Origin of the sequence: Streptomyces sp. NPDC005931, assembly GCF_042871235.1 — a bacterium.
Lineage (GTDB): Bacteria > Actinomycetota > Actinomycetes > Streptomycetales > Streptomycetaceae > Streptomyces.
Genome location: NZ_JBIAIG010000004.1, coordinates 587,391 through 611,501 on the forward strand (window position 1 = coordinate 587,391; position 24,111 = coordinate 611,501).

Annotated in this window: 18 protein-coding genes and 1 pseudogene; 9 read left to right on the forward strand and 10 right to left on the reverse strand. The window is 72.5% G+C overall.

Annotation, left to right across the window (positions count from 1 at the left end; translation table 11 throughout):
• Positions 1–23: 23 nt before the first annotated feature.
• From ACFYOV_RS13765 to ACFYOV_RS13785, 5 genes and pseudogenes are all read right to left on the reverse strand, one after another.
• Positions 24–2,194, reverse strand: a pseudogene (locus ACFYOV_RS13765) (SpoIIE family protein phosphatase).
• 370 nt (positions 2,195–2,564) lie between these two features.
• The gene (locus ACFYOV_RS13770; RefSeq protein ID WP_389086801.1) at positions 2,565–3,266 is read right to left on the reverse strand and encodes a DUF402 domain-containing protein; all 702 of its coding nucleotides are present in this window, start codon (positions 3,264–3,266) and stop codon (positions 2,565–2,567) included.
• 71 nt (positions 3,267–3,337) lie between these two features.
• Positions 3,338–4,741 carry a class II fumarate hydratase gene (locus ACFYOV_RS13775; RefSeq protein WP_389086805.1) on the reverse strand — a complete coding sequence of 468 codons (1,404 nt, stop codon included), beginning with the start codon at positions 4,739–4,741 and terminating at the stop codon, positions 3,338–3,340.
• Between the two features lie 161 nt (positions 4,742–4,902).
• The gene (locus tag ACFYOV_RS13780; RefSeq protein ID WP_389087109.1) at positions 4,903–6,333 is read right to left on the reverse strand and encodes a M28 family peptidase; all 1,431 of its coding nucleotides are present in this window, start codon (positions 6,331–6,333) and stop codon (positions 4,903–4,905) included.
• An 892-nt stretch (positions 6,334–7,225) separates the two neighbouring features.
• Positions 7,226–8,893 carry a fumarate hydratase gene (locus ACFYOV_RS13785; RefSeq protein ID WP_389086807.1) on the reverse strand — a complete coding sequence of 556 codons (1,668 nt, stop codon included), beginning with the start codon at positions 8,891–8,893 and terminating at the stop codon, positions 7,226–7,228.
• Between the two features lie 165 nt (positions 8,894–9,058).
• Here ACFYOV_RS13785 and ACFYOV_RS13790 point away from each other — a divergent pair, with 165 nt between their 5' ends.
• Positions 9,059–9,760: a DUF1707 domain-containing protein gene (locus ACFYOV_RS13790; protein ID WP_389086809.1), complete on the forward strand. Its 702-nt coding sequence runs from the start codon at positions 9,059–9,061 to the stop codon at positions 9,758–9,760.
• Between the two features lie 184 nt (positions 9,761–9,944).
• The gene (locus tag ACFYOV_RS13795; RefSeq protein WP_389086810.1) at positions 9,945–10,322 is read left to right on the forward strand and encodes a WhiB family transcriptional regulator; all 378 of its coding nucleotides are present in this window, start codon (positions 9,945–9,947) and stop codon (positions 10,320–10,322) included.
• A gap of 113 nt (positions 10,323–10,435) precedes the next feature.
• Here ACFYOV_RS13795 and glpX read toward each other — a convergent pair whose 3' ends face one another.
• Positions 10,436–11,470 carry a class II fructose-bisphosphatase gene (gene glpX, locus ACFYOV_RS13800; protein WP_389086813.1) on the reverse strand — a complete coding sequence of 345 codons (1,035 nt, stop codon included), beginning with the start codon at positions 11,468–11,470 and terminating at the stop codon, positions 10,436–10,438.
• Positions 11,471–11,595: 125 nt separating this feature from the next.
• Here glpX and ACFYOV_RS13805 point away from each other — a divergent pair, with 125 nt between their 5' ends.
• Entirely contained in the window at positions 11,596–12,120 is a 525-nt protein-coding gene (locus tag ACFYOV_RS13805; RefSeq protein ID WP_389086815.1) for a DUF4245 domain-containing protein, read from the forward strand.
• Positions 12,121–12,905: 785 nt separating this feature from the next.
• Here ACFYOV_RS13805 and ACFYOV_RS13810 read toward each other — a convergent pair.
• A complete protein-coding gene (locus ACFYOV_RS13810) occupies positions 12,906–13,163 on the reverse strand; it encodes an exodeoxyribonuclease VII small subunit (protein ID WP_389086818.1) in 258 nt (85 codons plus the stop codon).
• A gap of 9 nt (positions 13,164–13,172) precedes the next feature.
• The gene (gene xseA, locus ACFYOV_RS13815; RefSeq protein ID WP_389086820.1) at positions 13,173–14,381 is read right to left on the reverse strand and encodes an exodeoxyribonuclease VII large subunit; all 1,209 of its coding nucleotides are present in this window, start codon (positions 14,379–14,381) and stop codon (positions 13,173–13,175) included.
• Between the two features lie 126 nt (positions 14,382–14,507).
• Between xseA and ACFYOV_RS13820 the strand changes: the two genes are divergently transcribed.
• Positions 14,508–15,527 carry a 4-hydroxy-3-methylbut-2-enyl diphosphate reductase gene (locus ACFYOV_RS13820; protein WP_389086822.1) on the forward strand — a complete coding sequence of 340 codons (1,020 nt, stop codon included), beginning with the start codon at positions 14,508–14,510 and terminating at the stop codon, positions 15,525–15,527.
• A 69-nt stretch (positions 15,528–15,596) separates the two neighbouring features.
• Positions 15,597–16,349, forward strand: a complete 753-nt coding sequence (gene ppgK / locus ACFYOV_RS13825) for a polyphosphate--glucose phosphotransferase (RefSeq protein WP_389086825.1) — start codon at positions 15,597–15,599, stop codon at positions 16,347–16,349.
• Between the two features lie 217 nt (positions 16,350–16,566).
• On the opposite strand, the gene ACFYOV_RS13830 is transcribed toward ppgK, so the two are convergent.
• The gene (locus ACFYOV_RS13830) at positions 16,567–17,208 is read right to left on the reverse strand and encodes a DUF6542 domain-containing protein (RefSeq protein ID WP_389086827.1); all 642 of its coding nucleotides are present in this window, start codon (positions 17,206–17,208) and stop codon (positions 16,567–16,569) included.
• A gap of 182 nt (positions 17,209–17,390) precedes the next feature.
• Between ACFYOV_RS13830 and ychF the strand changes: the two genes are divergently transcribed.
• Positions 17,391–18,479: a redox-regulated ATPase YchF gene (gene ychF, locus ACFYOV_RS13835; protein ID WP_389086830.1), complete on the forward strand. Its 1,089-nt coding sequence runs from the start codon at positions 17,391–17,393 to the stop codon at positions 18,477–18,479.
• A gap of 410 nt (positions 18,480–18,889) precedes the next feature.
• Here ychF and ACFYOV_RS13840 read toward each other — a convergent pair whose 3' ends face one another.
• Positions 18,890–19,558 (reverse strand): GntR family transcriptional regulator, encoded by a 669-nt coding sequence (locus tag ACFYOV_RS13840; protein ID WP_389086832.1) that lies wholly within the window; start codon positions 19,556–19,558, stop codon positions 18,890–18,892.
• Positions 19,559–19,708: 150 nt separating this feature from the next.
• Between ACFYOV_RS13840 and ACFYOV_RS13845 the strand changes: the two genes are divergently transcribed.
• Genes ACFYOV_RS13845 through ACFYOV_RS13855 form a run of 3 tightly spaced genes read left to right on the forward strand, consistent with a single transcriptional unit; the run spans position 19,709 to position 24,110 of the window.
• On the forward strand, positions 19,709–21,367 hold the full coding sequence (locus tag ACFYOV_RS13845) for an L-lactate permease (protein ID WP_389086835.1): 1,659 nt from the start codon (positions 19,709–19,711) through the stop codon (positions 21,365–21,367).
• Positions 21,367–22,749, forward strand: a complete 1,383-nt coding sequence (locus ACFYOV_RS13850) for an FAD-binding oxidoreductase (protein ID WP_389086837.1) — start codon at positions 21,367–21,369, stop codon at positions 22,747–22,749. The genes ACFYOV_RS13845 and ACFYOV_RS13850 overlap by 1 nt, the downstream gene beginning before the upstream one ends.
• A complete protein-coding gene (locus tag ACFYOV_RS13855; RefSeq protein WP_389086839.1) occupies positions 22,746–24,110 on the forward strand; it encodes a (Fe-S)-binding protein in 1,365 nt (454 codons plus the stop codon). Before ACFYOV_RS13850 ends, ACFYOV_RS13855 begins: the two co-directional genes overlap by 4 nt.
• The last annotated feature ends 1 nt before the right edge of the window (position 24,111 follow it).

The following is a 24,111-nucleotide window of genomic DNA, read 5'->3' on the forward strand; positions in this document are numbered from 1 at the left end:
CGCCCCTCACACCGTGCCGGTGCTCAGCCGTGGTTCAGTTCGAACCACACCACCTTGCCCGTGCTCAGCCGAGTCGCACCCCAGCGCCGGGCCAGCCGGTTCACCAGGTACAGCCCGCGCCCGCCCTCGTCCGTCGCGCGCGCCTGCCGAAGCCGCGGCAGCTGCGGCACGTCGTCGCCGACCTCGCAGCGCAGCACGTCGGTGCGCAGCAGCCGCAGCGTGACCGGCCGGGTGGCATAGCGCACGGCATTCGTCACCACCTCGCTGACCAGCAGCTCCACCGAGTCGCTCAGGTCCTCCATGCCCCAGCGGGACAGCGCCCGCCGGGCCAGCCGCCGGGCCCGGCCTGGGGCGGCGTCCTCCGGCTCCAGGAACCAGTACGCCACGTCGCTCGGCGCGATCCCGTCGAAGCGGGCGGCGAGCAGCGCGATGTCGTCGTCCCGGTCACCCGGGCCGAGCATGTCCAGCACCTCGTCGCACAGCGCCTCCAGCGGCGGCGGATGGTCCGGCCCGGTGAGCTGCGCGGTCGCGGCGAGCTTCTCGCGCAGCTGCTCGATGCCGGTCCACACGTCCCGCAGCCGCGACTCCACCAGCCCGTCGGTGTACAGCAGCAGGGTCGCCCCCGCGGGCGCATCCAGCTCGACGGCCTCGAAGTCGACCCCTCCCACGCCGATCGGGGCGCCCGCCGGCACCCGCAGCACCTCGGCCCGGCCGCCCAGCTGGAGCAGGATGGGCGGCGGGTGTCCGGCGTTGGCGATGGTGATGCGGTGCGCGACCGGGTCGTAGACCGCGTACAGACAGGTCGCCATGCGGTCCACACCCAGCCGCTGCGCCTGCTCGTCCAGGTGGTGCAGCACCTCCTGCGGCGGCAGGTCCAGCCCGGCCAGGGTCTGCGCGGTGGTGCGCAACTGGCCCATGATCGCGGCGGAGTCATGGAGTGGCCCATGACGTCACCGACGACCAGCGCCACCCGGCTGCCGGGCAGCGGGATGGCGTCGTACCAGTCGCCGCCGACCCGCGCGGTCTCCGCAGCCGGCAGGTACCGGGAGGCCAGCCGCACGCCGGTGCAGCGGGGCAGGTTCTCCGGCAGCATGGTGCGCTGCAACTCGTCGGCGATGTAGGCCTCGCGGCCGTACAGCACGGCCTTGTCGATGCCCAGGGCGCTGTGCGTGGCGAGCTGCGCGGCCACCAGCAGGTCGTCGGCCTCGAACGGGATGCGCTCCGGGCGACGCAGGAACAGCGCCGCGCCGATCACCCGGCGCCGGCCGCGCAGCGGTGCCAGGATCGCGCGCTGACCGTCGGGCACCGCCGACTCCCCCTCCTCGCCGAGGAGTTCGGGCAGCGCGGCACGGGCGGCCGGGGCGTCGGTGAACACCGGCCGTACGCCGCGCAGCACTTCCGCGAGGGCACTGCCCGGCCGGACCGTGCACAGCTCCTCGCCGACCGAGTCCAGCTCGTGCGGCTCCGGCTGGGCGGCCGGCGTGAATCCGCCGCCCTCGGTGTCGCGTTCGGCCGGGATCCGGTCCGTGCGGCGCAGCCGCAGCACCAGCGGCCCGGTCGGCCGCTCGTCGCCGACCGGCAGCGGATCGCGCAGGTACACCAGTATCGCGTCGGAGAAGGTCGGCACGGTCGCCCGGCACAGCCCCATGACGATCTCGTCCAGGTCGATGCCGCGGGCGATCCGCCGGGTCGCGGCGCCGACGAACCGCAGCCGGTCCCCGTCCCGCCGCATCGGCGTGGGCCGTCCGGGCGGCGTGACCTGACCGCTCCGGCGCTCCAGGCCGCCGGGACCCCGCTCCTCCGCGCCCTGGCCCGCGTCGGGCTGCACCGGGATGCCCTCGGTCACGGGCCGCGGCCGGTGCGGATCGGGCTCGGCGCTCTGGTCGGCACCCGGCTGGGAGTGCTCGCAGCACGGGCCCGACGCCGGGTCCTGACCGGTGCCGCCGGGGGCGACGGTGCCCGGTGACGTGGTGCCCGGTGACGCGGTGCCCGAGGCGGCCGTCCCCGGGCCTGCGCTCCCGGACCCGGCGGGCTCACCGCCCGGGCGGCCCTGTACCGGTAAGGCGGCCGCCGTGCCGGACACGTGGGCCGGTGCCGGGGTGCGCAGGAGCGCCCCGTGGGGATCCACGGGGTCGGCGCCCGGCTGCGGGCGTTCGAAGGAGGTCGGCTGCTCCGTCACGCGTGTCGAGTCCATCCGTCCGGGGCCACGGCCCTGCCCTCATGATCCCGCCCGGCCGGCCGAGCCCGGCGCGCGGTCCGCCCTCGGGGCGGACGACGGGAGTACGGGGACCGGGCTGTGGGCCACGCGTGCAGTTCCTCCCGCCGAAACTCCGATACCCGCAATACGTGCTCCGGGAACGGGATTCCCGCGTGATCGGAGGTCGTTCCCGTGCCGCCGGCGGACCGTGCCCGGCCCGTACCGGTGTTGCCCTCGTGCCCCTCGCTCACGTCCTGCCGCCCCTCGGTGACGATCGGTCAAGCCCAGCGTGTGCTCCGGTAGTTGCCGCCCCACGCCCTTGCGGAGGACGATCCTACGTTTCTTGCCCGGGGGCGCATCAAGGGTCTCATGAGGACAGATGCGCGGGCGTACGGTCCCAGTCCTGTGGCAGTGACGGTACCGCCCAGGACGGATCCGGGCGCCAGTTCTGCCAGCCGTCCGAGAACGGAGCCTCCCAGGCGCCGATCACCTCGACCACGGCCCGCCCGGCCTCCCGCACCCGCTCGGCCAGCGCGGGGCCCACCAGCCCGTCCCGCTGGGCCTGCGCGAACTCGTCCTCGTCACGCCAGTGCCAACTGCGGTCGGCGTGCACGGAGATGTCCAGAAAATGGTCCTCGGAGTCGACCCCGCCCGACCAGCGGGCCAGTGGCTCCTCCAGGTTCACGTACCAGTTCTTGAACCGCCACCCCGGCTCCCAGAAGAGCCACACCGACCACGGTTCGCCGGGCCGCGCCAGCTTCAGCACCCCGCTGCCGAACCACCGGTCCCGACGCACCGTCCGCGGCTTGGTGTACCGGGTGGCGAGCGGCTCCTGATGGACGGGCGTGCCGTCGGCGAGCACCGGCTTCACGCACTCGGTGCCGGGCGCCATCCACACGGCGAGCAGGTCCGGGTCGTCGCGCACGACCGTGACGGGGCGCGCGATGTGTATGCGCGCGCCGCCGTTCTCCCGGTACCGCCACAGGACCTGGGTCCCGGGCGCCCAGGGGCCCGCCGCACCGTCCGTCTCCCCGCGCTCCACGCCTCTCACCGCTCCGCCGTCTGCCATGTACAGATATTAGGTGCCCCAGGCATACGACGGTGCGGGGACCGGCGCGGTTCACACCCGGGGCCCGTCCGTCACGGGCGCGTCATCCGCAGGACGTCCAGGGCCCGGTCGAGCTGCTCCAGGGTGAGGTCGCCCCGGTCGACGTACCCGCTCTCCAGGACCACCTGCCGGATCGTCTTCCGCTCGGCCAGTGCCTTCTTGGCGACCTTGGCGGCCTCCTCGTAACCGATGTACCGGTTCAGCGGGGTGACGACGGACGGCGAGGACTCGGCGTACTCGCGGGCCCGCTCGCGATGGGCGACGATGCCGTCGACGGTGCGGTCGGCGAGGAGCCGCGAGACGTTGGCCAGCAGACGGATCGACTCCAGCACGTTCTTCGCGATGACCGGCAGCATCACGTTGAGCTCGAAGTTGCCGGAGGCGCCGGCCGCGGCGACGGTCGCGTCGTTCCCGGTGACCTGCGCGCACACCATGAGCACGGCCTCCGGGACGACCGGGTTGACCTTGCCGGGCATGATGGAGGAGCCGGGCTGGAGGTCGGGCAGGCTGATCTCCGCGAGGCCGGTGCGCGGCCCGGAGGACATCCACCGCAGATCGTTGGCGATCTTCGTCAGCCCGACGGCGATCGTCCGCAGCTGTCCGCTGGTCTCCACGATGCCGTCCCGGGCACCCTGCGCCTCGAAGTGGTCGCGCGCCTCGGTGAGCGGCAGCCCGGTGACCCGGGCGACCTCCTCGATCACGGCCGCGGAGAACCCGGGCGGGGTGTTGATGCCGGTGCCGACGGCGGTCCCGCCCAGCGGCAGCTCGGCCAGCCGCGGCAGGGAGGCGTGCAGCCGCTCGATCCCGTACCGCACCTGGGCCGCGTACCCGCCGAACTCCTGGCCGAGCGTCACCGGGGTCGCGTCCATGAGGTGGGTGCGCCCGGACTTGACCACGTCGGCGAACTCCACGGCCTTGCGCTCGAGCGAGGCGGCGAGGTGGTCCAGCGCGGGGATCAGATCACGGGTGACGGTGGCGGTGGCGGCGATGTGGATCGAGGAGGGGAAGACGTCGTTGGACGACTGGGAGGCGTTGACGTGGTCGTTCGGGTGCACGTCCCGGCCCAGACGCTCGCTCGCCAGGGTGGCGATCACCTCGTTGGCGTTCATGTTGGACGAGGTCCCGGACCCGGTCTGGAAGACGTCCACGGGGAAGTGCTCGTCCCAGTCACCCCGCGCCACCTCGTCCGCCGCGCCCTCGATGGCCTCGGCGACGTCCCGGTCCAGCACGCCCAGCCGTGCGTTCACCCTGGCCGCGGCGCCCTTGACGCGCGCCAGCGCCTCGATGTGGGCCCGTTCCAGGCGCTGACCGGAGACCGGGAAGTTCTCCACGGCCCGCTGGGTCTGGGCGCGCCACTTGGCGTGGGCCGGCACCTTCACCTCCCCCATGGAGTCGTGCTCGATGCGGTGGTTCCGGTCGTCGTCCGTGGTCGTCATCGTCGTACCTCCACAGGTGCTCAGCAGCGGTTCCGGCCGGGCGTATTCCCCTGCTCGGTACCCCGCCGCCAGCATCCCCTGCCCGCGGGCCGGACGGCTCCCGCCCCGCCGCAGGGAACACGGCGGGGCGGGGCGCCCGTGGGGGGAGGCGGCCGGGGCGGTCAGGCGCCCTGCAGGGTCACGTCGTCGACGACGAAGCTGGTCTGCAGCGAGGAGTCCTCGGCCGCGGTGAACGTCACCGTCACCTGCCGGCCGGCGTACGCCGTCAGGTCGACGGAGCGCTGGACGTAGCCGCTGCGGGCGTCGGCGTTGCTCAGCGTGGTGAGCGTGCTGCCGTCCACCTTCACCTTGAACGTGTCGTAGGGCGTCGAGCCGGACTCGGCTGTGTCGATGTGCAGCCAGTAGCCCAGCGTCACCCTGGCGCACCCGGACGGGACGGTCACCGTCTGGTTGATCGTCTCGGTGCGGGTGGAGCCGTAGCCGCCGAGCCAGGCGAACCGGGTGCCGGTGTGGGCGGACTGGCCCGCCTGGGCGCCGATGGACCCGGTGTCCCCGGTCCACGGCGAGGTGCCGTTCTCGAAACCGCCGTTGACCATGACGTCGCGCGTGTCGCACCCGCCGGTGCCGGTCCCCACGGCCTGCTGCCACAGCGTGTGGGCGATGCCGTCGGACGCGCGGTCCAGACCCGTGGTGTTGATGTTGGTGAGGGTGTCGCAGGAGCGGTGGTAGCAGGGGTCGTAGGCGGACCCGGCCGTCCCGCCCCACTTCGCGGCCTGTGCGGAGGTCTTGCGGGCGCTGGCCCCCATCGCGTAGCCGGAGGTGGCGATGCCGTACTGCTCGAAGGAGTAGTCGTCGCTGCGTCCGGCGCCCTCGGTGTTCTCCTCGGGCTGCAGGCCCAGCGAGTCCCAGTACGCCTTCATCGGCGCGGCGGCCGACGAGGTGATGTGGTTGATGAAGTAACCGCCGTTGGTGGAGGCGATCATGTCGAAGTTGTAGTACGCCCTGATCCTGGACCGTTCGGTGGAGGACAGCGAACGGACGTAGAAGTCGGAGCCGTTGAGGCCCTGCTCCTCGTCGGTCCACCAGCCGAAGCGGACCCGGTTGCGCAGGGTGGGGTTCTGCTGCGCCAGGGTCAGGGCGGTCTCCAGCAGGGCGGCCGAGCCGGAGCCGTTGTCGTTCATGCCGGGGCCCGCCGAGACGCTGTCGAGGTGGGCGCCGAACATGTAGACGTTGGCGGTGTCGCCGTGCGGCCACTCGGCGATCAGGTTGGGGCCGGCGCCGCTGGTGCAGCCGGAGGTGCAGGGCTGCTCGGTCACGGTGTAACCGGCCGCCTGCAGCTTGCCCTTCACGTAGGCGACCGAGTCGCGGTAGCCCTGGCCGGTGGAGCGGCGGTTGCCGCCGTTGCGGCCGGCGATGGCGCTGAGTTCGTTCAGGTGCGCCTTCACCTTGGTCACGTCGACGTCGGGTGCCGCGCTCGCGGCGGTGGTGTACTCGGCGGTGCGGTGCTGTGTCCGCTGGGCGGGCGTCGCGTCGGCCGCGATGGCGGTGGGCGTCGCGACGCCGAGCACGACGGCGAGGGAGAGGCTCGCCATGGCGAGTCTTCGTTTCACCTTGTCTCCTCGGGGAGTGGCGGTGGGGTGCGCCAATGGCATGTTCATGCCGAGAGGAAGGGTCACAGCGATTGTTGAGCGCGTCAACGGAATCGACGCCCGCGCGGGCCGGTTGTCCGAAGACCGCTCATGCCGTCCGCAATCCGGACGCCGGAGGGAGCGGGGAGCGGGGTGGCGGGCGACGGCGGGGCGAAGGGGGCAGCGGGGCGAAGGGGGCAGCGGGGCGTCACGACGGTGGGGCGAAGGGGGCGGCAGGGCGTCAGGACGGCGGGCGCGGGAACGCGGAGATGAACTGCGGGACGGGGCGGTGGATTCGGAGCCGGACCGCCCACCCGGACGGTGGGAACGGTCGCGGGGTGATACCCCAGCCACGGTCTACCGGCGCTTCGCCCAGGGGAGCCGGGAGCGGGTCCGAGCCCGCCCAGGGCGTGATCCTCGACGGACTCGGCGCCCGGGGCGAACCGGACCGGCTGCGGCGCGCGATCGGCTCAGTCGGCGTCCGCGCGGCAAAGGGGGCTGCTGACCCCGCCTTCCGCGGTGGCCGTGGGCGGAACCGCGCTGCCACGCTGCCCTGAACACACACGAAAGCCCCGGAACTCGTCCGGGGCCTCCGCCCTCGCTTCGCAACTCCCCAGCCATCCGATGCACACCGTCGCCACGATCGCGGCCCAGGTGCCCACCGCGGCCAGGGCATCCCATGACCAGAAACCCGCTGACTCAACCACCAGGCTCAACACGGCTGTCGTGATACATGGTTCCTCGGAGCCACATGGTCACGTCATGCGCCGCTCCCCGGGTGCGGGGAGGCACCGGTACGCGCTGCGGCCTCCTCGCACGGCAGGCGAGGATCATTTTCGTGGGGAGCTGGGGTGGCTCAGGACAGGCCGGGACCCCGGACCGGGATCGACGTGAACGTGGGCTGAGGGGCCGGGTCCTGGAAGAAGTCGTTGCCCTTGTCGTCGACCACGATGAACGCCGGGAAGTCCTCGACCTCGATCTTCCAGACGGCCTCCATGCCGAGCTCCTCGTACTCGACGACCTCGACCTTCTTGATGCAGTCCTGGGCGAGCCGGGCGGCCGGGCCGCCGATCGAGCCGAGGTAGAAACCGCCGTGCGTCGCGCACGCGTCGGTGACCTGCTTGCTGCGGTTGCCCTTGGCCAGCATCACCTTGGAGCCGCCCGCCGCCTGGAACTGCTCGACGTAGGAGTCCATGCGGCCCGCCGTGGTGGGGCCGAAGGAGCCGGACGCGTAGCCCTCGGGCGTCTTGGCCGGGCCGGCGTAGTACACCGGGTGGTCCTTCAGGTACTGCGGCATCTCCTCGCCGGCGTCCAGCCGCTCCTTGATCTTGGCGTGCGCGATGTCGCGCGCCACGACCAGCGGGCCGGTGAGGGACAGCCGCGTCTTGACCGGGTACTTGGTCAGCTCGGCGAGGATCGTCTCCATCGGCTGGTTCAGGTCGATCTTCACGACGTCGCCCGACTCGTCCAGGTGCTCGTCCGTGGTGTCGGGCAGGAACCGCGCCGGGTCCCGCTCCAGCTGCTCCAGGAACACGCCCTCGGCGGTGATCTTCGCGACGGCCTGGCGGTCGGCGGAGCAGGACACGGCGATGGCGACCGGGCAGGACGCGCCGTGCCGCGGGAGGCGGATCACGCGGACGTCGTGGCAGAAGTACTTGCCGCCGAACTGCGCGCCGATGCCGATCTTCTGCGTGAGCTCGAAGACCTTCTGCTCCAGCTCCTCGTCCCGGAAGCCGTGGCCGAGCGGCGAGCCCTCGGTCGGCATGGTGTCCAGGTAGTGGGCGGAGGCGTACTTCGCGGTCTTCAGCGCGTACTCGGCCGACGTGCCGCCGACGACGATCGCCAGGTGGTACGGCGGGCAGGCGGCCGTGCCCAGCGAGCGGATCTTCTCCTCCAGGAACTTCATCATGGAGGACTCGTTCAGGACCGCCTTGGTCTCCTGGTAGAGGAAGCTCTTGTTGGCCGAGCCGCCGCCCTTGGCCATGAACAGGAACTTGTAGGCGCCGCCGTCGGTGGCGTACAGCTCGATCTGGGCGGGGAGGTTGGTGCCGGTGTTCTTCTCCTCCCACATGGTGAGGGGAGCCATCTGCGAGTAGCGCAGGTTCAGCCGGGTGTATGCGTCGTAGATGCCCCGGGACAGGGCCTCCTCGTCCCTGCCCTCGGTCAGCACGTTCTGGCCGCGCTTGCCCATGACGATCGCCGTGCCGGTGTCCTGGCACATGGGCAGCACGCCGGCCGCCGCGATGTTCGCGTTCTTCAGCAGGTCCAGGGCGACGAACTTGTCGTTGGCGCTGGCCTCCGGGTCGTCGATGATCCGGCGCAGCTGGGCGAGGTGGGCGGGGCGCAGATAGTGCTGGATGTCGTGGATGGCCTCCTCGGCGAGCTTGCGCAGCGCCTCCGGCTCCACCTTGAGGAAGGTCCGCCCGTCGGCCTCGAAGGTGGAGACACCTTCGGAGGTCACCAGCCGGTAGGGGGTGGTGTCCTCTCCCATGGGGAGCAGATCGGCGTACTCGAACTCAGGCATCTCGCCCATTCCTCACTCGACAGACGGCCGCCCGCCGACGTTGGCGGGCGCCCCCAGCGTAGAACCTGGGGCCGGGCGGGCACCTGTGAGGTTGTCCTCAGTGGTTCTCCGGCGAAGCGCGTCGAGGGGTAGTCGCGATCTATCGCGTTTGGGTACGCTGCTGCCGTGGACCTTCAGAAGCACGCCCAGCAGCGCGACGGGGCGGCTCCGGCCGCCGAGCTGCGGGCCTCGGACGCCGACCGTGACCGCATCGCCGACCTCCTGCGCGACGCCCTCGCCGAAGGCCGCCTGACCGCCGACGAGCACGCCGAGCGGGTCGAGGGCGTGCTGGCCGCGAGGACGGTGGGCGAGCTGGACGCCTTCGTCCGGGACCTGCCGGCCGCTCACGAGCGTCGTCGTGCGGCGGCCCCTGCCCCGGTGCCCGGTCGCCCCGCCGCCGGCACCGTTCCCGTCGACCCCGACGACAACGTGGTCGCGGTCTTCAGCGCCGCGGTCCGCAAGGGCCGCCGGCGGGCCGGGCGCCGGATCCACGCGTACGCGGTCTTCGGCAGCGTGGAGATCGACCTCAGTGAGGCCCTCTTCGACCACCAGCAGGTCGTGGTCAAGGCCTTCTCCGTCTGCGGCAGCGTCGAGATCCGCGTCCCGGAGAACGTGTCGCTGCGCGGCATGGGCGGCGGCGTGCTCGGCAGCTTCGAGGTGGACACCCTCGACGCCGACGACCCCGAGGCCCCGGTCGTCTACGTGGACGGCTGGGCGGTGCTCGGCAGCATCGAGGCGCGGCCCCGCCGCGGCAGGCTGGTCGCGGACATCCTCGACCGGGTGCAGCGCTCCGTCGACGGGGGTTTGCGCAAGCGCCTGGACCGTTGACGCCTGCGAACCCGCGTGAACCCACGGTGAAACGGAGTCGGCGGGTCCGTCGCGGGTCCGGTCCGCGGCTGCCGAAGTGGGTTGCCGCGAACGGCGGTTGGGGACTCAGTGCATAGGCGCGCGTACAGCGGGTAGGCCTTGACGCATCGTCTCTCGCTCGCGAAGCCGTCGTCAGGAGTAGACCGTGCTGCAACCGCCGCGTTCGTCCCTGCAGGTAGCTGCCGTTCCGGTTCAGCGGGTGCCGGCGCGCGACAGGGACCAAGACGCCCCCTGGCACACCGAGGCGGTGTGCCGTCGTGACGAGGCCGGCCTGTTCTTCGCACCCTCGAAGGAACCCACCGCAGCCCGGCTCTCCCGCGAGGAGGCGGCCAAGCGGGTCTGTGCACGCTGTCCGGTGATGGTCGAGTGCCGTGAGCACGCTCTCCTCCAGCCCGAGCCCTATGGCGTCTGGGGCGGCCTGACGGCGGCCGAGCGCCGTGTGGTGCTGGCCCGGCGCCGGCGCCGCGAGATGGAGCTGAAGAAGACGGCCCGTGCCACCGGACCCGTCGCGGCGGCCGGCTGACACCGCCCCCGGACACGCGAAAGGGCGCCCCCTCCGCACAGGGGGCGCCCTTTCGGCGCCCTGGACGGTCCGTACCGTCCCGGCGCCGTGGCGCTACCGCGCGACCGCCGAGGTCACTTGGCCCGGTCGAAGTCGATCGCGCTGTAGGCGCGCAGCTTGCTCAGGCGGTGCTCGGAGTCGATCCGGCGGACCGTGCCCGACTTGGACCGCATCACGATCGAGTCGGTCGTGGCCGTCTCGGAGCGGTAGCGCACGCCGCGCAGCAGCTCGCCGTCGGTGATGCCGGTGGCCACGAAGAACACGTTGTCGCCGGAGACCAGGTCGTCCGTGGTCAGCACGCGGTCGAGGTCGTGGCCGGCGTCGATCGCCCGCCGGCGCTCCTCGTCGTCCTTCGGCCACAGCTTGCCCTGGATGGTGCCGCCCAGGCACTTCACGGCACAGGCCGAGATGATGCCCTCGGGGGTGCCGCCGATGCCGAGCAGCAGGTCGATGCCGGTGCCCTCGCGCAGGGCGAGGATCGAGCCGGCCACGTCACCGTCGGTGATGAGCTTGATGCGGGCACCGGTCTCGCGGATCTCCTTGATGATGCCCTCGTGCCGCGGCCGGTCGAGGATCACCACCGTGACGTCCTCGGGGGTGACCCGCTTGGCCTTGGCGACCCGGCGGATGTTCACCGACACCGGAGCGTTGATGTCGACGAAGTCGGCGGCCTCCGGGCCGGTGACCAGCTTGTCCATGTAGAACACGGCCGACGGGTCGAACATCGACCCGCGCTCGGCGGCGGCCAGCACGGCGATGGCGTTGGTCATGCCCTTGGCGGTCAGCGTGGTGCCGTCGATCGGGTCGACGGCGATGTCGCACTCGGGCCCGGTACCGTCGCCCACGCGCTCCCCGTTGAAGAGCATCGGGGCCTCGTCCTTCTCGCCCTCGCCGATGACGACGACGCCGTTCATCGAGACGGTCGAGACGAGGGTCCGCATGGCGCGCACCGCGGCACCGTCGGCGCCGTTCTTGTCCCCGCGCCCGACCCAGCGGCCGGCGGCCATCGCCGCGGCCTCGGTCACCCGGACCAGCTCGAGGGCGAGGTTGCGGTCGGGTGCCTCGGAGGGCACATCGAGCTCGGACGGCAGATGATGATGCTCGGTCATCGGAGCGCACCTTTCTGTACGACGACGGCCGGATGAGGGTGTGGGCACGACTCTATCGTTAGGCAGACAAAATGAGCAGTGGCCCCCACGGATGAGCGCAGCAGGGACCTGCGACGATAGGGGGCGTGGCAGGAAGCAACAGCATGCGGAAGTCGGCCCGGGACATGATCCTCTCCCTGGTCCTCGTCGGGCTCGCCGCAGGGGTGGTCTGGCTCTTCATCCCGCACGACGACAGCGAGCCGGAGATCAGGCGGGTCGACTACCGGGTCGAGCTGCTCACGGCCCGGCGTGCCGCCGCCTACCCGGTGGCCGCGCCCGAGGGCCTGCCCCGGTCCTGGAAGCCCACCTCGGTCCGCTTCCAGGGCGAGGAGTCCGATGCCTGGCACCTCGGCTACCACACCAGCGCGGGGGAGTACGTGGCCCTCGAGCAGTCCGCGGCCAAGCGGATGGCGTTCATAGACGACGTGACCCAGGGCGCGGAGAACACGGGGGCGACACAGCAGATCGACGGCCGTACCTGGACCCGCTACGAGGGCGAGCGCTACGACGCCCTGGTGCTGGAGGGCACCGAGGGCTCCACCACGGTGGTGACCGGCTCGGCGTCCTTCGGCACGCTGACGAAGATGGCGCAGTCACTGCGCACGGAGTGACCGCGGGGCGGCCTGGTCCCGCGCCGCTCCGGTCCCCCCGCCTGCGCCTGCCCGGGCGCCCGCCGAGGCGGGGATCGAACCGGGGCCGGCCGCGCGCGGTGCCGGGCTCGACGTGCGGCGCCGGACTCGACGTGCGCGCACTCGCGTATGCAGAGGGCATGGCCCGAAGGCGCTGGGGCTCGGCCGTGGCGCCGCTCCCTCCGCATGCGGAGACCGGCTCGCCGCACCGCCGCTGACCGCGCCTGAGCAGCACCCCGCCCAGACGCCGGGACGCCGCACCGACCGCCGCCCTACCGGAGCGCCCGCCCGCGGAGTCGGGCGGAGGTGCCGGGTCGGTGCCGCAGTCGCCCGGGGTCGGTCGGTGCGTGTGGGAGTGACGGCCGCGTGGGAGTCGAGTCGGATCGTGCCGTGGGGCCCGCGGGGTGGGCGCCGGGCCGGAGCCGTGGGCGTCCAAGGGCCGGGCCGGTCGGTGCCGCAGTCGTCGGGGGTCGGTCGGTGCGTGTGGGAGTGACGGCCGCGTGGGAGTCGGGTCGGATCGTGCCGTGGGGCCCGCGGGGTGGGCGCCGGGCCGGAGCCGTGGGCGTCCATGGGCCGGGCCGGTCGGTGCCGCAGTCGTCCGGGGTCGGTCGGTGCCGAGCGCCGGCCCGCGTGGCCGGAGCCGTGGGCGTCCATGGGCCGGGCCGGTCGGTGCCGCAGTCGTCCGGGGTCGGTCGGTGCCGAGCGCCCGCCCGCGGGGCCGGAACCGGGACGGAGTGACGGCCGCCCGGTGGCCCCTGTCCCCGTGCCTACCCGGACTCCGCGTCCCCCGTCGCCGACTCCTCCGCCAGGGCCGCGTCCAGGCGGGCGCGGGCGCCGTCCAGGCGGCGGCGGCAGAGCTTGGCGAGCTCCTCGCCGCGTTCCCACAGTGCCAGGGACTCCTCCAGCGTCGTACCGCCCGCCTCCAGCCGCCGCACGACCTCGATCAGCTCGTCCCGCGCCTGCTCGTACCCGAGCGCCTCGGCCTCGGCCGTCGTCTCCGTGGATTCCTTCACGTTGCCGGTCATCCACCCACCCTACGCATCGACTCGAACAGTGAACTCGCCCTCGGACACCCGCGCCCGCAGCGCCTCGCCGGCCTCGACCTCGCCCGGGGCGCGCACGGCGTGCCCGTCGGCCCGCTGGAGCACGGCGTAACCGCGCTTCAGGGTCGCGGCGGGGGAGAGGGCGACCACGCGCGCGTGCGTGTTCGTCAGCTCGGAGTCCGCGCGGTCGAGCTGGTGCCGCAGACAGCGCCGGGCCCGTTCCAGCAGCGACGTGACCTCCTCGGCGCGACCGTCGATCATCCGGTGCGGATCCTCCATCGCGGGCCGGGCCAGCGCATGGGCCAGCCCCCGCTCCTCCCGGTCCACGAGCGCCCGGACGCACCGCCGCGCCCGGTCCCGCAGTTGCCGCACGCGCTCGTACTCCTCGCCGACGTCCGGCACGATCTTCTTCGCGGCGTCCGTCGGCGTGGAGGCACGCACGTCGGCGACGTAGTCCAGCAGCGGGGTGTCCGGCTCGTGTCCGATCGCGGAGACCACCGGCGTCCGGCAGGCCGCCACCGTCCGCACCAGCTGCTCGTCGGAGAAGGGCAGCAGGTCCTCCACGCTGCCGCCGCCCCGCGCGACGACGATCACGTCCACGTCGTCCATCGCGTCCAGCTCCTTCACGGCCTGCACGACCTGCGGCACCGCGTGCACGCCCTGCACCGCCACGTTGCGCACCTCGAAGCGGACGGCCGGCCAGCGGTGCCGGGCGTTCTCCAGGACGTCCCGCTCCGCCGCCGAGGCGCGCCCGCACACCAGCCCCACCAGATGCGGCAGGAACGGCAGCGGCTTCTTGCGCTCGCTCGCGAACAGGCCCTCCCCCGCGAGCGACTTCTTCAGCTGCTCGAGCCGCGCCAGCAGCTCCCCGACCCCGACCGGCCTTATCTCCGCGGCCCGCAGCGACAGCTGCCCGCGCGGGGCGTACCACTCGGGCTTGGCGTGCACCACCACCCGCGCGCCCTCGCTCACCACGTCGGCCACGGCGTCGAACACCTGCCGGTAGCAGGTGACGCCCACGGAGATGTCGTACGAGGGGTCCCGCAGCGTCAGGAACACCACCCCGGCGCCGGGCCGCCGCGACAGCTGGGTGATCTGCCCCTCCACCCACACCGCGCCGAGCCGGTCGATCCACCCTCCGATCAGCCGCGACACCTCACCGACGGGCAGGGGCGTTTCCGCAGACGTGTTGACAGCCATGCCGCGAGCGTAGTGCGCCGCACCGACAACACCGGGCCGGCGGGCCCCCAGGTGTGCGAACGGCCGGTGCCGCGCGGGCGCGCCCCGCGCGGAGGCGATCATCGCCCGGCCCGGCCCGGCCTTACGATGGTTCGCATGACTGCTTCGCCTGGCCGCCGTGTCCTGCTCGCCGCCCCCCGGGGCTACTGCGCGGGTGTGGACCGCGCCGTGATCGCCGTCGAGAAGGCCCTGGAACAGTACGGTGCCCCCGTCTACGTCCGGCACGAGATCGTGCACAACAAGTACGTCGTGCAGACCCTGGAGAAGAAGGGCGCGATCTTCGTCGAACGAACGGAGGAGGTGCCGCCGGGCAACATCGTCATGTTCTCCGCGCACGGTGTGGCCCCCGTCGTCCACGAGGAGGCCAGGCAGGGCCGCCTCGCCACGATCGACGCGACCTGCCCGCTGGTCACCAAGGTGCACAAGGAAGCGGTCCGCTTCGCCAACGAGGACTACGACATCCTCCTGATCGGGCACGAGGGTCACGAGGAGGTCATCGGTACCTCCGGCGAGGCCCCCGACCACATCCAGCTGGTCGACGGCCCCGGGGACGTCGCCAAGGTCGAGGTGCGCGACCCGTCCAAGGTCGTCTGGCTGTCCCAGACCACCCTGTCGGTCGACGAGACCATGGAGACCGTCGACGCCCTGAAGGAGAAGTTCCCCCAGCTCCTCTCCCCGCCCAGCGACGACATCTGCTATGCCACGCAGAACCGTCAGCTCGCGGTGAAGCAGATGGGCGCCGAGTCCGACCTGGTGATCGTGGTCGGCTCCCGCAACTCCTCCAACTCCAAGCGGCTGGTCGAGGTCGCCAAGCTCGCGGGTGCCCGCGCCGCGTACCTCGTGGACTTCGCCGACGAGATCGACGAGGCGTGGCTCGAGGGTGTCTCCACGGTCGGCGTGACCTCGGGCGCCTCGGTGCCGGAGGTGCTGGTCGAGCAGGTGCTCGCCTGGCTGTCCGGGCGGGGCTTCGAGGACGTGGAGATCGTCAAGGCGGCGGAGGAGTCCATCACCTTCTCGCTGCCCAAGGAGCTGCGCCGCGACCTGCGCGAGGAGGCGGCGTCGCTGGTGGCGCAGCGCGGTGGCACCGGGGCCGGTTCCGCCGAGTAGGGCGTGGCGGTGCGGTGACGATCCACTCCGTGACCGTGCGCCGTCGGTCGTCCGTCGTACCGTAGGGCCATGCAGATCTTCGGCGTGGACATCGGCGGATCCGGGATCAAGGGCGCCCCGGTCGACCTGGACCGGGGGGACCTGGCGCAGGAGCGCCACAAGGTCCTCACGCCCCAGCCGGCCACGCCGGACGCCGTGGCCGACGGCGTGAAGCAGGTCGTCGACCACTTCGGCTGGAACGGACCGGTCGGGATCACCTTTCCCGGTGTGGTCACCGGCGGCAGCACGATCCGCACGGCGGCCAACGTCGACAAGAGCTGGATCGACACCGACGCGCGCGTGCTGCTCGGCGACCGGCTGGGCGGCCTGCCGGTGACCGTGGTCAACGACGCGGACGCGGCGGGCGTCGCGGAGATGCACTTCGGCGCGGGCCGCCACCGCCGGGGCACGGTGATCCTGCTGACGTTCGGCACGGGCATCGGCAGTGCCCTGTTCGTGGACGGCCTCCTCGTCCCCAACACCGAGCTGGGCCACCTGGAACTGCACGGTCACGACGCGGAGAAGCGCGCGTCCAGCAAGGCGCGGGAGGACCACGACCTGTCGTGGGAGGAGTGGGCGCTGCGGGTGCAGAAGTACCTGGCCCACGTGGAGATGCTGTTCTCACCCGAACTGTTCGTGATCGGCGGCGGCGTCAGCCGCAAGGCCCAAAAGTTCCTCCCCCACATCCAGGGCGTCAAGGCCGAGATCGTCCCGGCCCAGCTCCAGAACAACGCCGGCATCGTCGGAGCGGCGATGCGGGCGGCGACGGGGGCGGAGGGGTAGCCGGACGCACGGCGGGCGTCCTGGTGGCCGAGCAGGGGATCGTGCCACCCGGGACCGTGCCCGCGACCTCCCTCACCACCGGGATCGCCGGTCCCTCCGACCGGACCGACCGGCAGCGAGCAAGGCGGGAGGAGCGAGGCGGGGCTGATCGAGGCGGAGGTCACCGGTCCGCCCGCGCTTCGGTGTCGTGCCGGGGTGTGGACGGGCCCGCGTCGGCTCAGGCCTGGGCCCGGTTCCTGGCCGTGCGCCTGGAGATCATGCGGATCCGCCGGACGATCACGATCGCACCGGTGGTGAGCGTGCCCGCGTACAGCCAGCCCGCCTGGGTGGCCAGGCCCGTGACCAGGCCCATCAGCCGGCCGCTGGTGCCCTCGCTGCCGTCGGCGACCGGCACCAGACCCACCGCGAAGGCGATCGGCACGACCACCGGCGCGGTCAGCAGGTCCCCGCGGCGCACCCACACCGCGGTGAGGACGCACACCGGCAGGAACAGCACCCCGTACGCCGTCTGCGAGGCCCCGAACAGCAGCGCGATCAGGCAGCCGAGCGCGAACATCACCGCCGTGCAGAACAGCCCGCTGCCCAGTCCCGTGAGCCGGGGGTCCGGCAGCCGTCGGACGGCCGGGGGAGCGGACCCCCGCCGTTCGGCTGCCGGGCGCCGCCGGGCGGGTGTGTTCACCGCCGACCGCGCGCCGGCGCCGGCCGGTGCACGCGACGACCGGGCAGCCGCGCCGGGCGGCCGGGCGGGGCGGGCGACGCCGCCGCCGGCCCCGCGCCCCGCCTGCGGGGGCAGAGGGGGTTTCGAGGGCTTGTCGCGTCGCGCTGCGTACGGGACGGGTCGCTTCGTGTAGTGCTCCACTCGACCAACTTAGGTGTGTTTATGTGCTGAATAGCCCGTTCGACACGCCGGGACGTCGCACGGGGCAGGTGTTCGACGCGTCGCCGGGGCGGGCGCGGGCACGCCGTAGACTGGTGGATCGGCCCACGCAGCCCAGTCGGGCGGGTCCTCGTCACCCCACCTCACGTACGGGAAGTCGCAACGTGTCGCTCACGATCGGAATCGTCGGTCTGCCGAATGTCGGCAAGTCGACCCTGTTCAACGCCCTGACCAAGAACGACGTGCTGGCGGCCAACTACCCGTTCGCCACGATCGAGCCGAACGTCGGCGTCGTCGGTGTCCCCGACGCCCGTCTGGCCAAGCTGGCCGAGATCTTCGGCTCGCAGCGGATCCTCCCGGCCACGGTCGACTTCGTCGACATCGCGGGCATCGTGCGCGGCGCGTCCGAGGGCGAGGGCCTGGGCAACAAGTTCCTGGCCAACATCCGTGAGTCCGACGCGATCTGCCAGGTCATCCGCGCCTTCAAGGACGAGAACGTCGTACACGTCGACGGCAAGGTCTCACCCAAGGACGACATCGAGACGATCAACACCGAGCTGATCCTCGCCGACCTCCAGACCATCGAGAAGGTCCTGCCGCGCCTCCAGAAGGAGTCCCGGATCAAGAAGGACGTCGCGCCGAAGGTCAAGGCGGTCGAGGAGGCGAAGGAGATCCTGGAGAAGGGCGACACGCTCTTCGCGCACGGCATCGTCCAGGGCAGCGAGCGCGCCGAGCCGCTGCACGACCTGCACCTGCTCACCACCAAGCCCTTCCTCTACGTCTTCAACGTCGACGAGGACGAGCTGGTCGACGAGGACTTCAAGAACGAGCAGCGCGCCCTGGTCGCCCCCGCCGAGGCGATCTTCCTCAACGCCAAGCTGGAGGCGGACCTCGCCGAGCTGGACGAGGAGGACGCGATGGAGCTGCTGGAGTCGGTCGGCGCCGAGGAGCCGGGCCTGGCCACCCTCGCGCGCGTCGGCTTCAACACTCTCGGCCTCCAGACCTACCTCACGGCCGGCCCCAAGGAGTCGCGCGCCTGGACGATCAAGAGGGGCGCCACCGCCCCCGAGGCCGCCGGCGTCATCCACACGGACTTCCAGAAGGGTTTCATCAAGGCCGAGGTGATCTCCTTCGCCGACCTGGTCGAGGCCGGCTCGGTCGCCGAGGCCCGTGCGAAGGGCAAGGCCCGCATGGAGGGCAAGGACTACGTGATGCAGGACGGGGACGTCGTGGAGTTCCGCTTCAACGTGTGAGCGGATGAGCCGACGCCACGTCGCCGGCGTGGTCAACACACCGTCAGAGGGGGCCGGGCTCGTGGAGCCCGGCCCCCTGGCCGGTCCCGCGCCGGCTCGGTGCCGGCGAGTCGCTCTCCAGCCCGGCCGGCCTGCTCGGGAAATGCCAAGAGCCATGCGGGGCGGGACCTTGCGGCGCTCGGCCTGAGCCTCGGGCCGGAAGACGGTGCGGTACTTGCTCACTGCGCGCCGGCGTCTCCCTCATGACGTCCTCGATGGATGCCGGGTGCCGGGTCGGCCATGCGCTCGTCGAACCGAGTGCCGCATGGGTACGCAACGGCTCATTGATGCATTCCGGGTGCCGGGGTCCGGCACGCGGCCGGCCGTCCTGACCCGCGACCTGTTGGTTCGCGGCGGTGCGTGGCCGGCCGTCAGGCCCCGGCGTCGGCGAAGAGCTGTTGCAGTGAGGTGCACGCGCCGTCGAGGTGGGCCCGCATGCGGTGGACCGCCTCGTCCGCGTCGCCGGCGCGCAGGGCCTGCAGGACCGCCCCGTGCTCGGCGACGATGCGCTCGCGGCCCAGCGTGTGCCGGGTCTGCACCATGCACAGGTGCATCTCGCCCTTGATGCCCCGGTAGAGCCGGCTGAGCCGAGGGCTGCCGACCGCGTCCACCAGCGACTGGTGGAAGCGCAGGTCCGATTCGACGAAGGTGCTGTGCGGTGCGTCGGGGCCCAGCCGGTCCAGATCCGCGATGGCCCGCTCGGCGGCGGTCACGGGTACCGTCCCGCGCTCGACGAGCACCCGGACGACCTGCGTCTCCAGCGGGGTGCGGACCAGGAACAGGTCGTCGACGTCGGCGCGCGTGAGGTGGGGCACGTAGGCGGGCTTGTTGGCGTCCCGGTGCAGGAGTCCCTCATGAACCAGGGCGGTCACCGCGCTGCGGGCGGTGGGCCGGGAGACGCCGTAGCCGGCCGCGATCTCGGTCTCCGCGAAGGTCGTTCCCGGTGGCAGCTGACCGTCCAGAACACGGTCGCGCAGGGATGCGGCGAGTGCCTCGACGACCGAGACGGTGGACAGCCGGATGGCGGCGTCCTGAGCCATGAACACCTCCGTGGGGGACACCGCCATTCTCGCACGCGCCCTTGCGCGAACCATTGACAGGCATGTGCGGTTGTCTGACAATCGACCAATCCCGCGAGTGGGAGTGACGGGGGTCACACTGCACACCGGACTTTGAGGCAAGGACGCGTCATGGCTGCTTATCAACAGGTCTTCGACCCCGTGTGGGGATCCCTCGGATGGAGCGCGCTCTTCGCCGCGCTGCCCCTGATCACGCTCTTCGTGCTGCTGGGCGGACTGCGCTGGAAGGCGTGGAAGGCGTCGCTGGTCTCTCTGGCGGTGGCCCTGGGAGTGGCCGTTCTCGCCTACTCGATGCCCGTGGGCCAGGCGGCGCTGGCCGCGACCGAGGGCGCCGCGTTCGGCCTGTTCCCGATCATCTTCATCGTGCTGAACGCCCTCTGGATCTACAAGCTGACCGAGATCACCGGCTGGGACGCGGTCCTGCGCCGGGCGTTCGGATCGCTCTCGAGCGACCAGCGGGTCCAGGCCGTGATCATCGCGTTCTGCTTCGGTGCGCTCCTCGAGGCGCTCGCCGGGTTCGGCACCCCGGTCGCCGTCTCCTCGGTGATGCTGATGGCCGTCGGCCTGCGGCCGATGAAGGCCGCCGCCGTGTCCCTCGTCGCCAATACCGCCCCGGTCGCCTTCGGCGCCATCGCGGTTCCGATCACCACCCTCGGCAAGATCACCGGGATGGACGCCGCCGACCTCGGCGCCATGGTCGGACGCCAGACCCCGCTGCTCGCCCTGTTCGTACCGCTGGTCCTCGTCTTCATGGTGGACGGCCGGCGCGGTGTGCGGCAGACCTGGCCGATCGCCCTGGTCGGCGGATTCGCCTTCGCGGCCGCCCAGTTCGTCAGCGCCAACTACATCTCGTACGAGATCGCCGACATCGTGGCCGCCTTCGCGGGCGCCCTGGCCGTCGTGGGCATGCTGCGCGTCTGGCAGCCCAGGGAGGTGCTGGCCGCACAGGGCCAGGTCCCGATCATCGCCGGCGGGTCCATCGCCGACGACCGGTCGGACGCCGTGCTGCGGCGTCGGCAGACCGGCGAGGGCTCCGCGCTCAAGGCCTTCGCCCCGTACCTGATCGTCGTGGCGCTCTTCGCCGTGGCCACCGCCGGGCCGGTCAAGACCTGGCTGGAGGCGCACTCCGGCTGGAAGTTCTCCTGGCCCGGTCTGGACGTCGTCAACGCCAAGGGCGAGCCGCTGTCCTCCGTCACCTACAACCTCAACGTCTTCAACGCGGGCGGAACGATCCTGCTGCTGGCCGGTGTGCTCACCGCCGTGCTGTACGGCATCGGCGTCCGGCGCACCACGGGTGCCTACGCCGACACGGTCCGGCAGTTCCGGTGGACGATCGTCACCGTCATGGCGGTGCTCGCCCTGGCCTACGTGATGAACCTGTCCGGCCAGACCGTCACCCTGGGCCTCTTCCTGGCACAGACCGGCGGCGCGTTCGCCCTGCTCTCCCCGGTGGTCGGCTGGCTCGGTGTGGCCGTCACCGGCTCCGACACCTCCTCCAACTCCCTGTTCGGCATGCTCCAGGTCACCGCTGCCGAGAAGACCGGCATCTCCGCCTATCTCCTCGGTGCGGCCAACACCACCGGCGGGGTGCTGGGCAAGATGATCTCCCCGCAGAACCTGGCCATCGCTGCCGCCGTCGTCGGCCTCGAGGGCCGCGAGGGCGAACTGTTCCGCAAGGTCGTCGGCTGGGGCCTCGGCATGCTCGTCGCGGTCTGCGCGCTCGTCTACCTCCAGTCGACGCCGGTCCTGGACTGGATGGTGGTGCGCTGATGGCCCCCGGTACGGAACTGGCCAGGGACCTGGCCGCCATCGTGGGGGAGGAGCACGTACGCGTCGACGACGGCGCCCTCGCCGCCTACGCCCGCGACGCCACCCCGCTGTTCCACGCCCGGCCCCAGGCGGTCGTCCTGCCCGGCAGCACCGAGGAGGTCGCGGCGGTCCTGCGCCACGCCACCGCCCGCGGCATCCCCGTGGTGCCGCGGGGCGCCGGCTCCAACCTGTGCGCCGGAACCGTCCCGCTGACCGGTGGCATCGTCCTGGTCCTGACCCGCCTGAACAAACTGCTCGAGATCAGTCCCGACGAGCTGCTGGCCCGCGCGCAGACCGGTGTCTCCACCGCCACCCTGGCCGACGCGGCCGCCGCCCGGGGCCTGCTCTACGCCCCCGACCCGGGCAGCCGCACCGTCTCCACCATCGGCGGCAACGTGGCAACCTGCGCCGGGGGCCTGCGGGGCCTGAAGTACGGCGTCACCCGCAACTACGTCCTCGGGCTCGAGGCGGTCCTGCCCACCGGCGAGGTCATCCGCACCGGCGGCCGGCTGTGGAAGGACGTCGCCGGCTACGACCTGACCCGGCTCCTCACCGGCTCCGAGGGCACCCTCGCGGTGATCACCGAGGCCACCCTGGCCCTGCTCCCGGCGCCGGCCGAAACCGGCACGGGAGTGGCGTACTTCGACACCCTCGCCGAGGCCTCCCGCGCGGTGGCGGCCGTCATCGCCTCCGGCATCGTCCCGGCCACCCTGGAGTTCCTCGACCGCAAGTGCATCGACGCCGTGGAGGAGTTCGCCGGTCTCGGCCTGCGCCGGGACGCCGGCGCGCTGCTGCTGTTCGGCGACGACGGCTCGGCGGCGAACGTCGCGGGCAACCTGGCCAGGATCGGCGACGTCTGCCGGGAGAACGGGGCGCTGGACGTCACGCTCGCCGAGGACGTGGCCCGCGCCGACGCCCTGCTCGCCGCCCGCCGCTGCTCCCTGCCGGCCCTGTCCCGGCTCGGCTCGCTGACGATCCTCGAGGACGCCACGGTGCCCCGGCACCGCATGGCCGAGATGGTCGACCGCATCGACAAGATCGCCGACACGTACGACCTGCGGATCGCCACTTTCGGCCATGCCGGGGACGGCAACCTGCACCCCACCTGCGTGCTCGATCCCGACGACGGCGAGGGCGCCGACCGCGCCCACCGGGCCTTCGCCGAGATCTTCGCCGCCGCGATCGCCATGGACGGCACGATCACCGGCGAACACGGCGTGGGCGCCGCCAAGTTGCCGTACCTGGCCGACCGGCTCGGGGACGACCAGGTCGCGCTGCTGCGCCGGATCAAGAAGGCCTTCGACCCCGCAGGCATCCTCAACCCCGGAAAGCTCGGATCATGACCGACCACGACGCCGTGGACCACTCCGGGCCGTGCGGCCCCTCCGGTGCCGGGTGCGCCGGAGGGGCCTGCGGGCCCGCCCCCGCGGCTCCCTCCGCCCCCGTCCCGCCCGGCCCCGCCGCCGGTCCGGGCCTCGGGATCTTCGACAAGGAACTGCTGGACCGCTGCATCTCCTGCGGCTTCTGTCTGCCCGCCTGCCCCACCTACGCGCTCACCGGCGAGGAGACCTCCTCCCCGCGCGGGCGCATCACGCTGATGCGGGCCCTGGAGGCCGGCGACCTGGCGCCCGACGACCCCACGCTCGCCGAGGAGTCGTCCTTCTGCCTGGGCTGCCGTGCGTGCGAGACGGTGTGCCCGGCGGGCGTGGAGTACGGCCAGTTGCTGGAGCAGTGGCGCGACCACCAGTGGAGCGGCCCGAGCCGGCCCTGGATCGCGCGGGCCCTGATGGCGCTGGTCTCCCGGCCCGGCCTGTTGCGACTCCAGGGGCTCGTACGACGCCACGCCCGCGGCCCGGGCAGGACGGCGGCGCCGGACGCACCCGTACCGGCACCCGGGTCCGAACGCCCCGCGGACACACCCGAGCGGCCGGCCGCGCCGGCCGCAGCCCCGTCGACCGCCGGGGACGCGTCGACCGCCACGGGCCCGGCGGCCGCGCCGGGGCGCCCCGTGTCCCTGATGCTGGGGTGCGTCGAACGCGGGCTGTACCCCAAGGTCTCGCGCGCCGTGAGGCAGTTGTGCCCGGAGGCCGACGTGCCCGCCACGCAGGGCTGCTGCGGCGCGCTGCACGCGCACAACGGAGACTCCCGGACCGGTGCGGAACTCGCCCGTACGCTCGGCGAGCAGCTGCCCGGCACCATCCTGACCACGGCGGGCGGCTGCGCCGCGCACCTGGCGCACCACCTGGGCCGCGACCGGGTGCGGGAGCTGAGCGAGTACCTCGACGAGCGGGGGCACAGCCCGGCCGGACAGGTCACGGTCGACGGCCGCAGGGCGCGGGCCGCGCTCCAGGACTCCTGCCACCTGCGCAACGGCCTGGGCGTGACCCGTCCGCCCAGGGAACTGATCGCCGAGGTCGCCGACTACGTGGAACTCCCCGGCGCGGGCAAGTGCTGCGGCGCGGCCGGCACGTACGCGATGCTGCGGCCGGCCGACAGCAGGAAGGTGCTGGACCCGAAGCTGGAGGAGGTGGAGGCGGCGGACGTGGACTACGTCGTGGCGGTCAACCCGGGCTGTCTGCGCCAGCTCGAACAGGGCCTGCGCCGTGTCCGCTCCCGGGCCAGGGCCATCCACCTGGCCGAATTCCTCGCCCTGGCGGAACGCCCGTCGCGGGGCCGGAAGGACGCCGGCCCGAGGGAGTCGTGAG

Excerpts from the sequence above, each read along its gene's own strand:
- ACFYOV_RS13770 (WP_389086801.1), bottom strand. The coding sequence starts at position 3,266 with ATGGCAGACGGCGGAGCGGTGAGAGGCGTGGAGCGCGGGGAGACGGAC.
- ACFYOV_RS13775 (WP_389086805.1), bottom strand. The coding sequence starts at position 4,741 with ATGACGACCACGGACGACGACCGGAACCACCGCATCGAGCACGACTCC.
- ACFYOV_RS13780 (WP_389087109.1), bottom strand. The coding sequence starts at position 6,333 with ATGGCGAGCCTCTCCCTCGCCGTCGTGCTCGGCGTCGCGACGCCCACC.
- ACFYOV_RS13785 (WP_389086807.1), bottom strand. The coding sequence starts at position 8,893 with ATGCCTGAGTTCGAGTACGCCGATCTGCTCCCCATGGGAGAGGACACC.
- glpX (WP_389086813.1), bottom strand. The coding sequence starts at position 11,470 with ATGACCGAGCATCATCATCTGCCGTCCGAGCTCGATGTGCCCTCCGAG.
- ACFYOV_RS13810 (WP_389086818.1), bottom strand. The coding sequence starts at position 13,163 with ATGACCGGCAACGTGAAGGAATCCACGGAGACGACGGCCGAGGCCGAG.
- xseA (WP_389086820.1), bottom strand. The coding sequence starts at position 14,381 with ATGGCTGTCAACACGTCTGCGGAAACGCCCCTGCCCGTCGGTGAGGTG.
- ACFYOV_RS13820 (WP_389086822.1), top strand. The coding sequence starts at position 14,508 with ATGGTTCGCATGACTGCTTCGCCTGGCCGCCGTGTCCTGCTCGCCGCC.
- ppgK (WP_389086825.1), top strand. The coding sequence starts at position 15,597 with ATGCAGATCTTCGGCGTGGACATCGGCGGATCCGGGATCAAGGGCGCC.
- ACFYOV_RS13840 (WP_389086832.1), bottom strand. The coding sequence starts at position 19,558 with ATGGCTCAGGACGCCGCCATCCGGCTGTCCACCGTCTCGGTCGTCGAG.
- ACFYOV_RS13845 (WP_389086835.1), top strand. The coding sequence starts at position 19,709 with ATGGCTGCTTATCAACAGGTCTTCGACCCCGTGTGGGGATCCCTCGGA.
- ACFYOV_RS13850 (WP_389086837.1), top strand. The coding sequence starts at position 21,367 with ATGGCCCCCGGTACGGAACTGGCCAGGGACCTGGCCGCCATCGTGGGG.
- ACFYOV_RS13855 (WP_389086839.1), top strand. The coding sequence starts at position 22,746 with ATGACCGACCACGACGCCGTGGACCACTCCGGGCCGTGCGGCCCCTCC.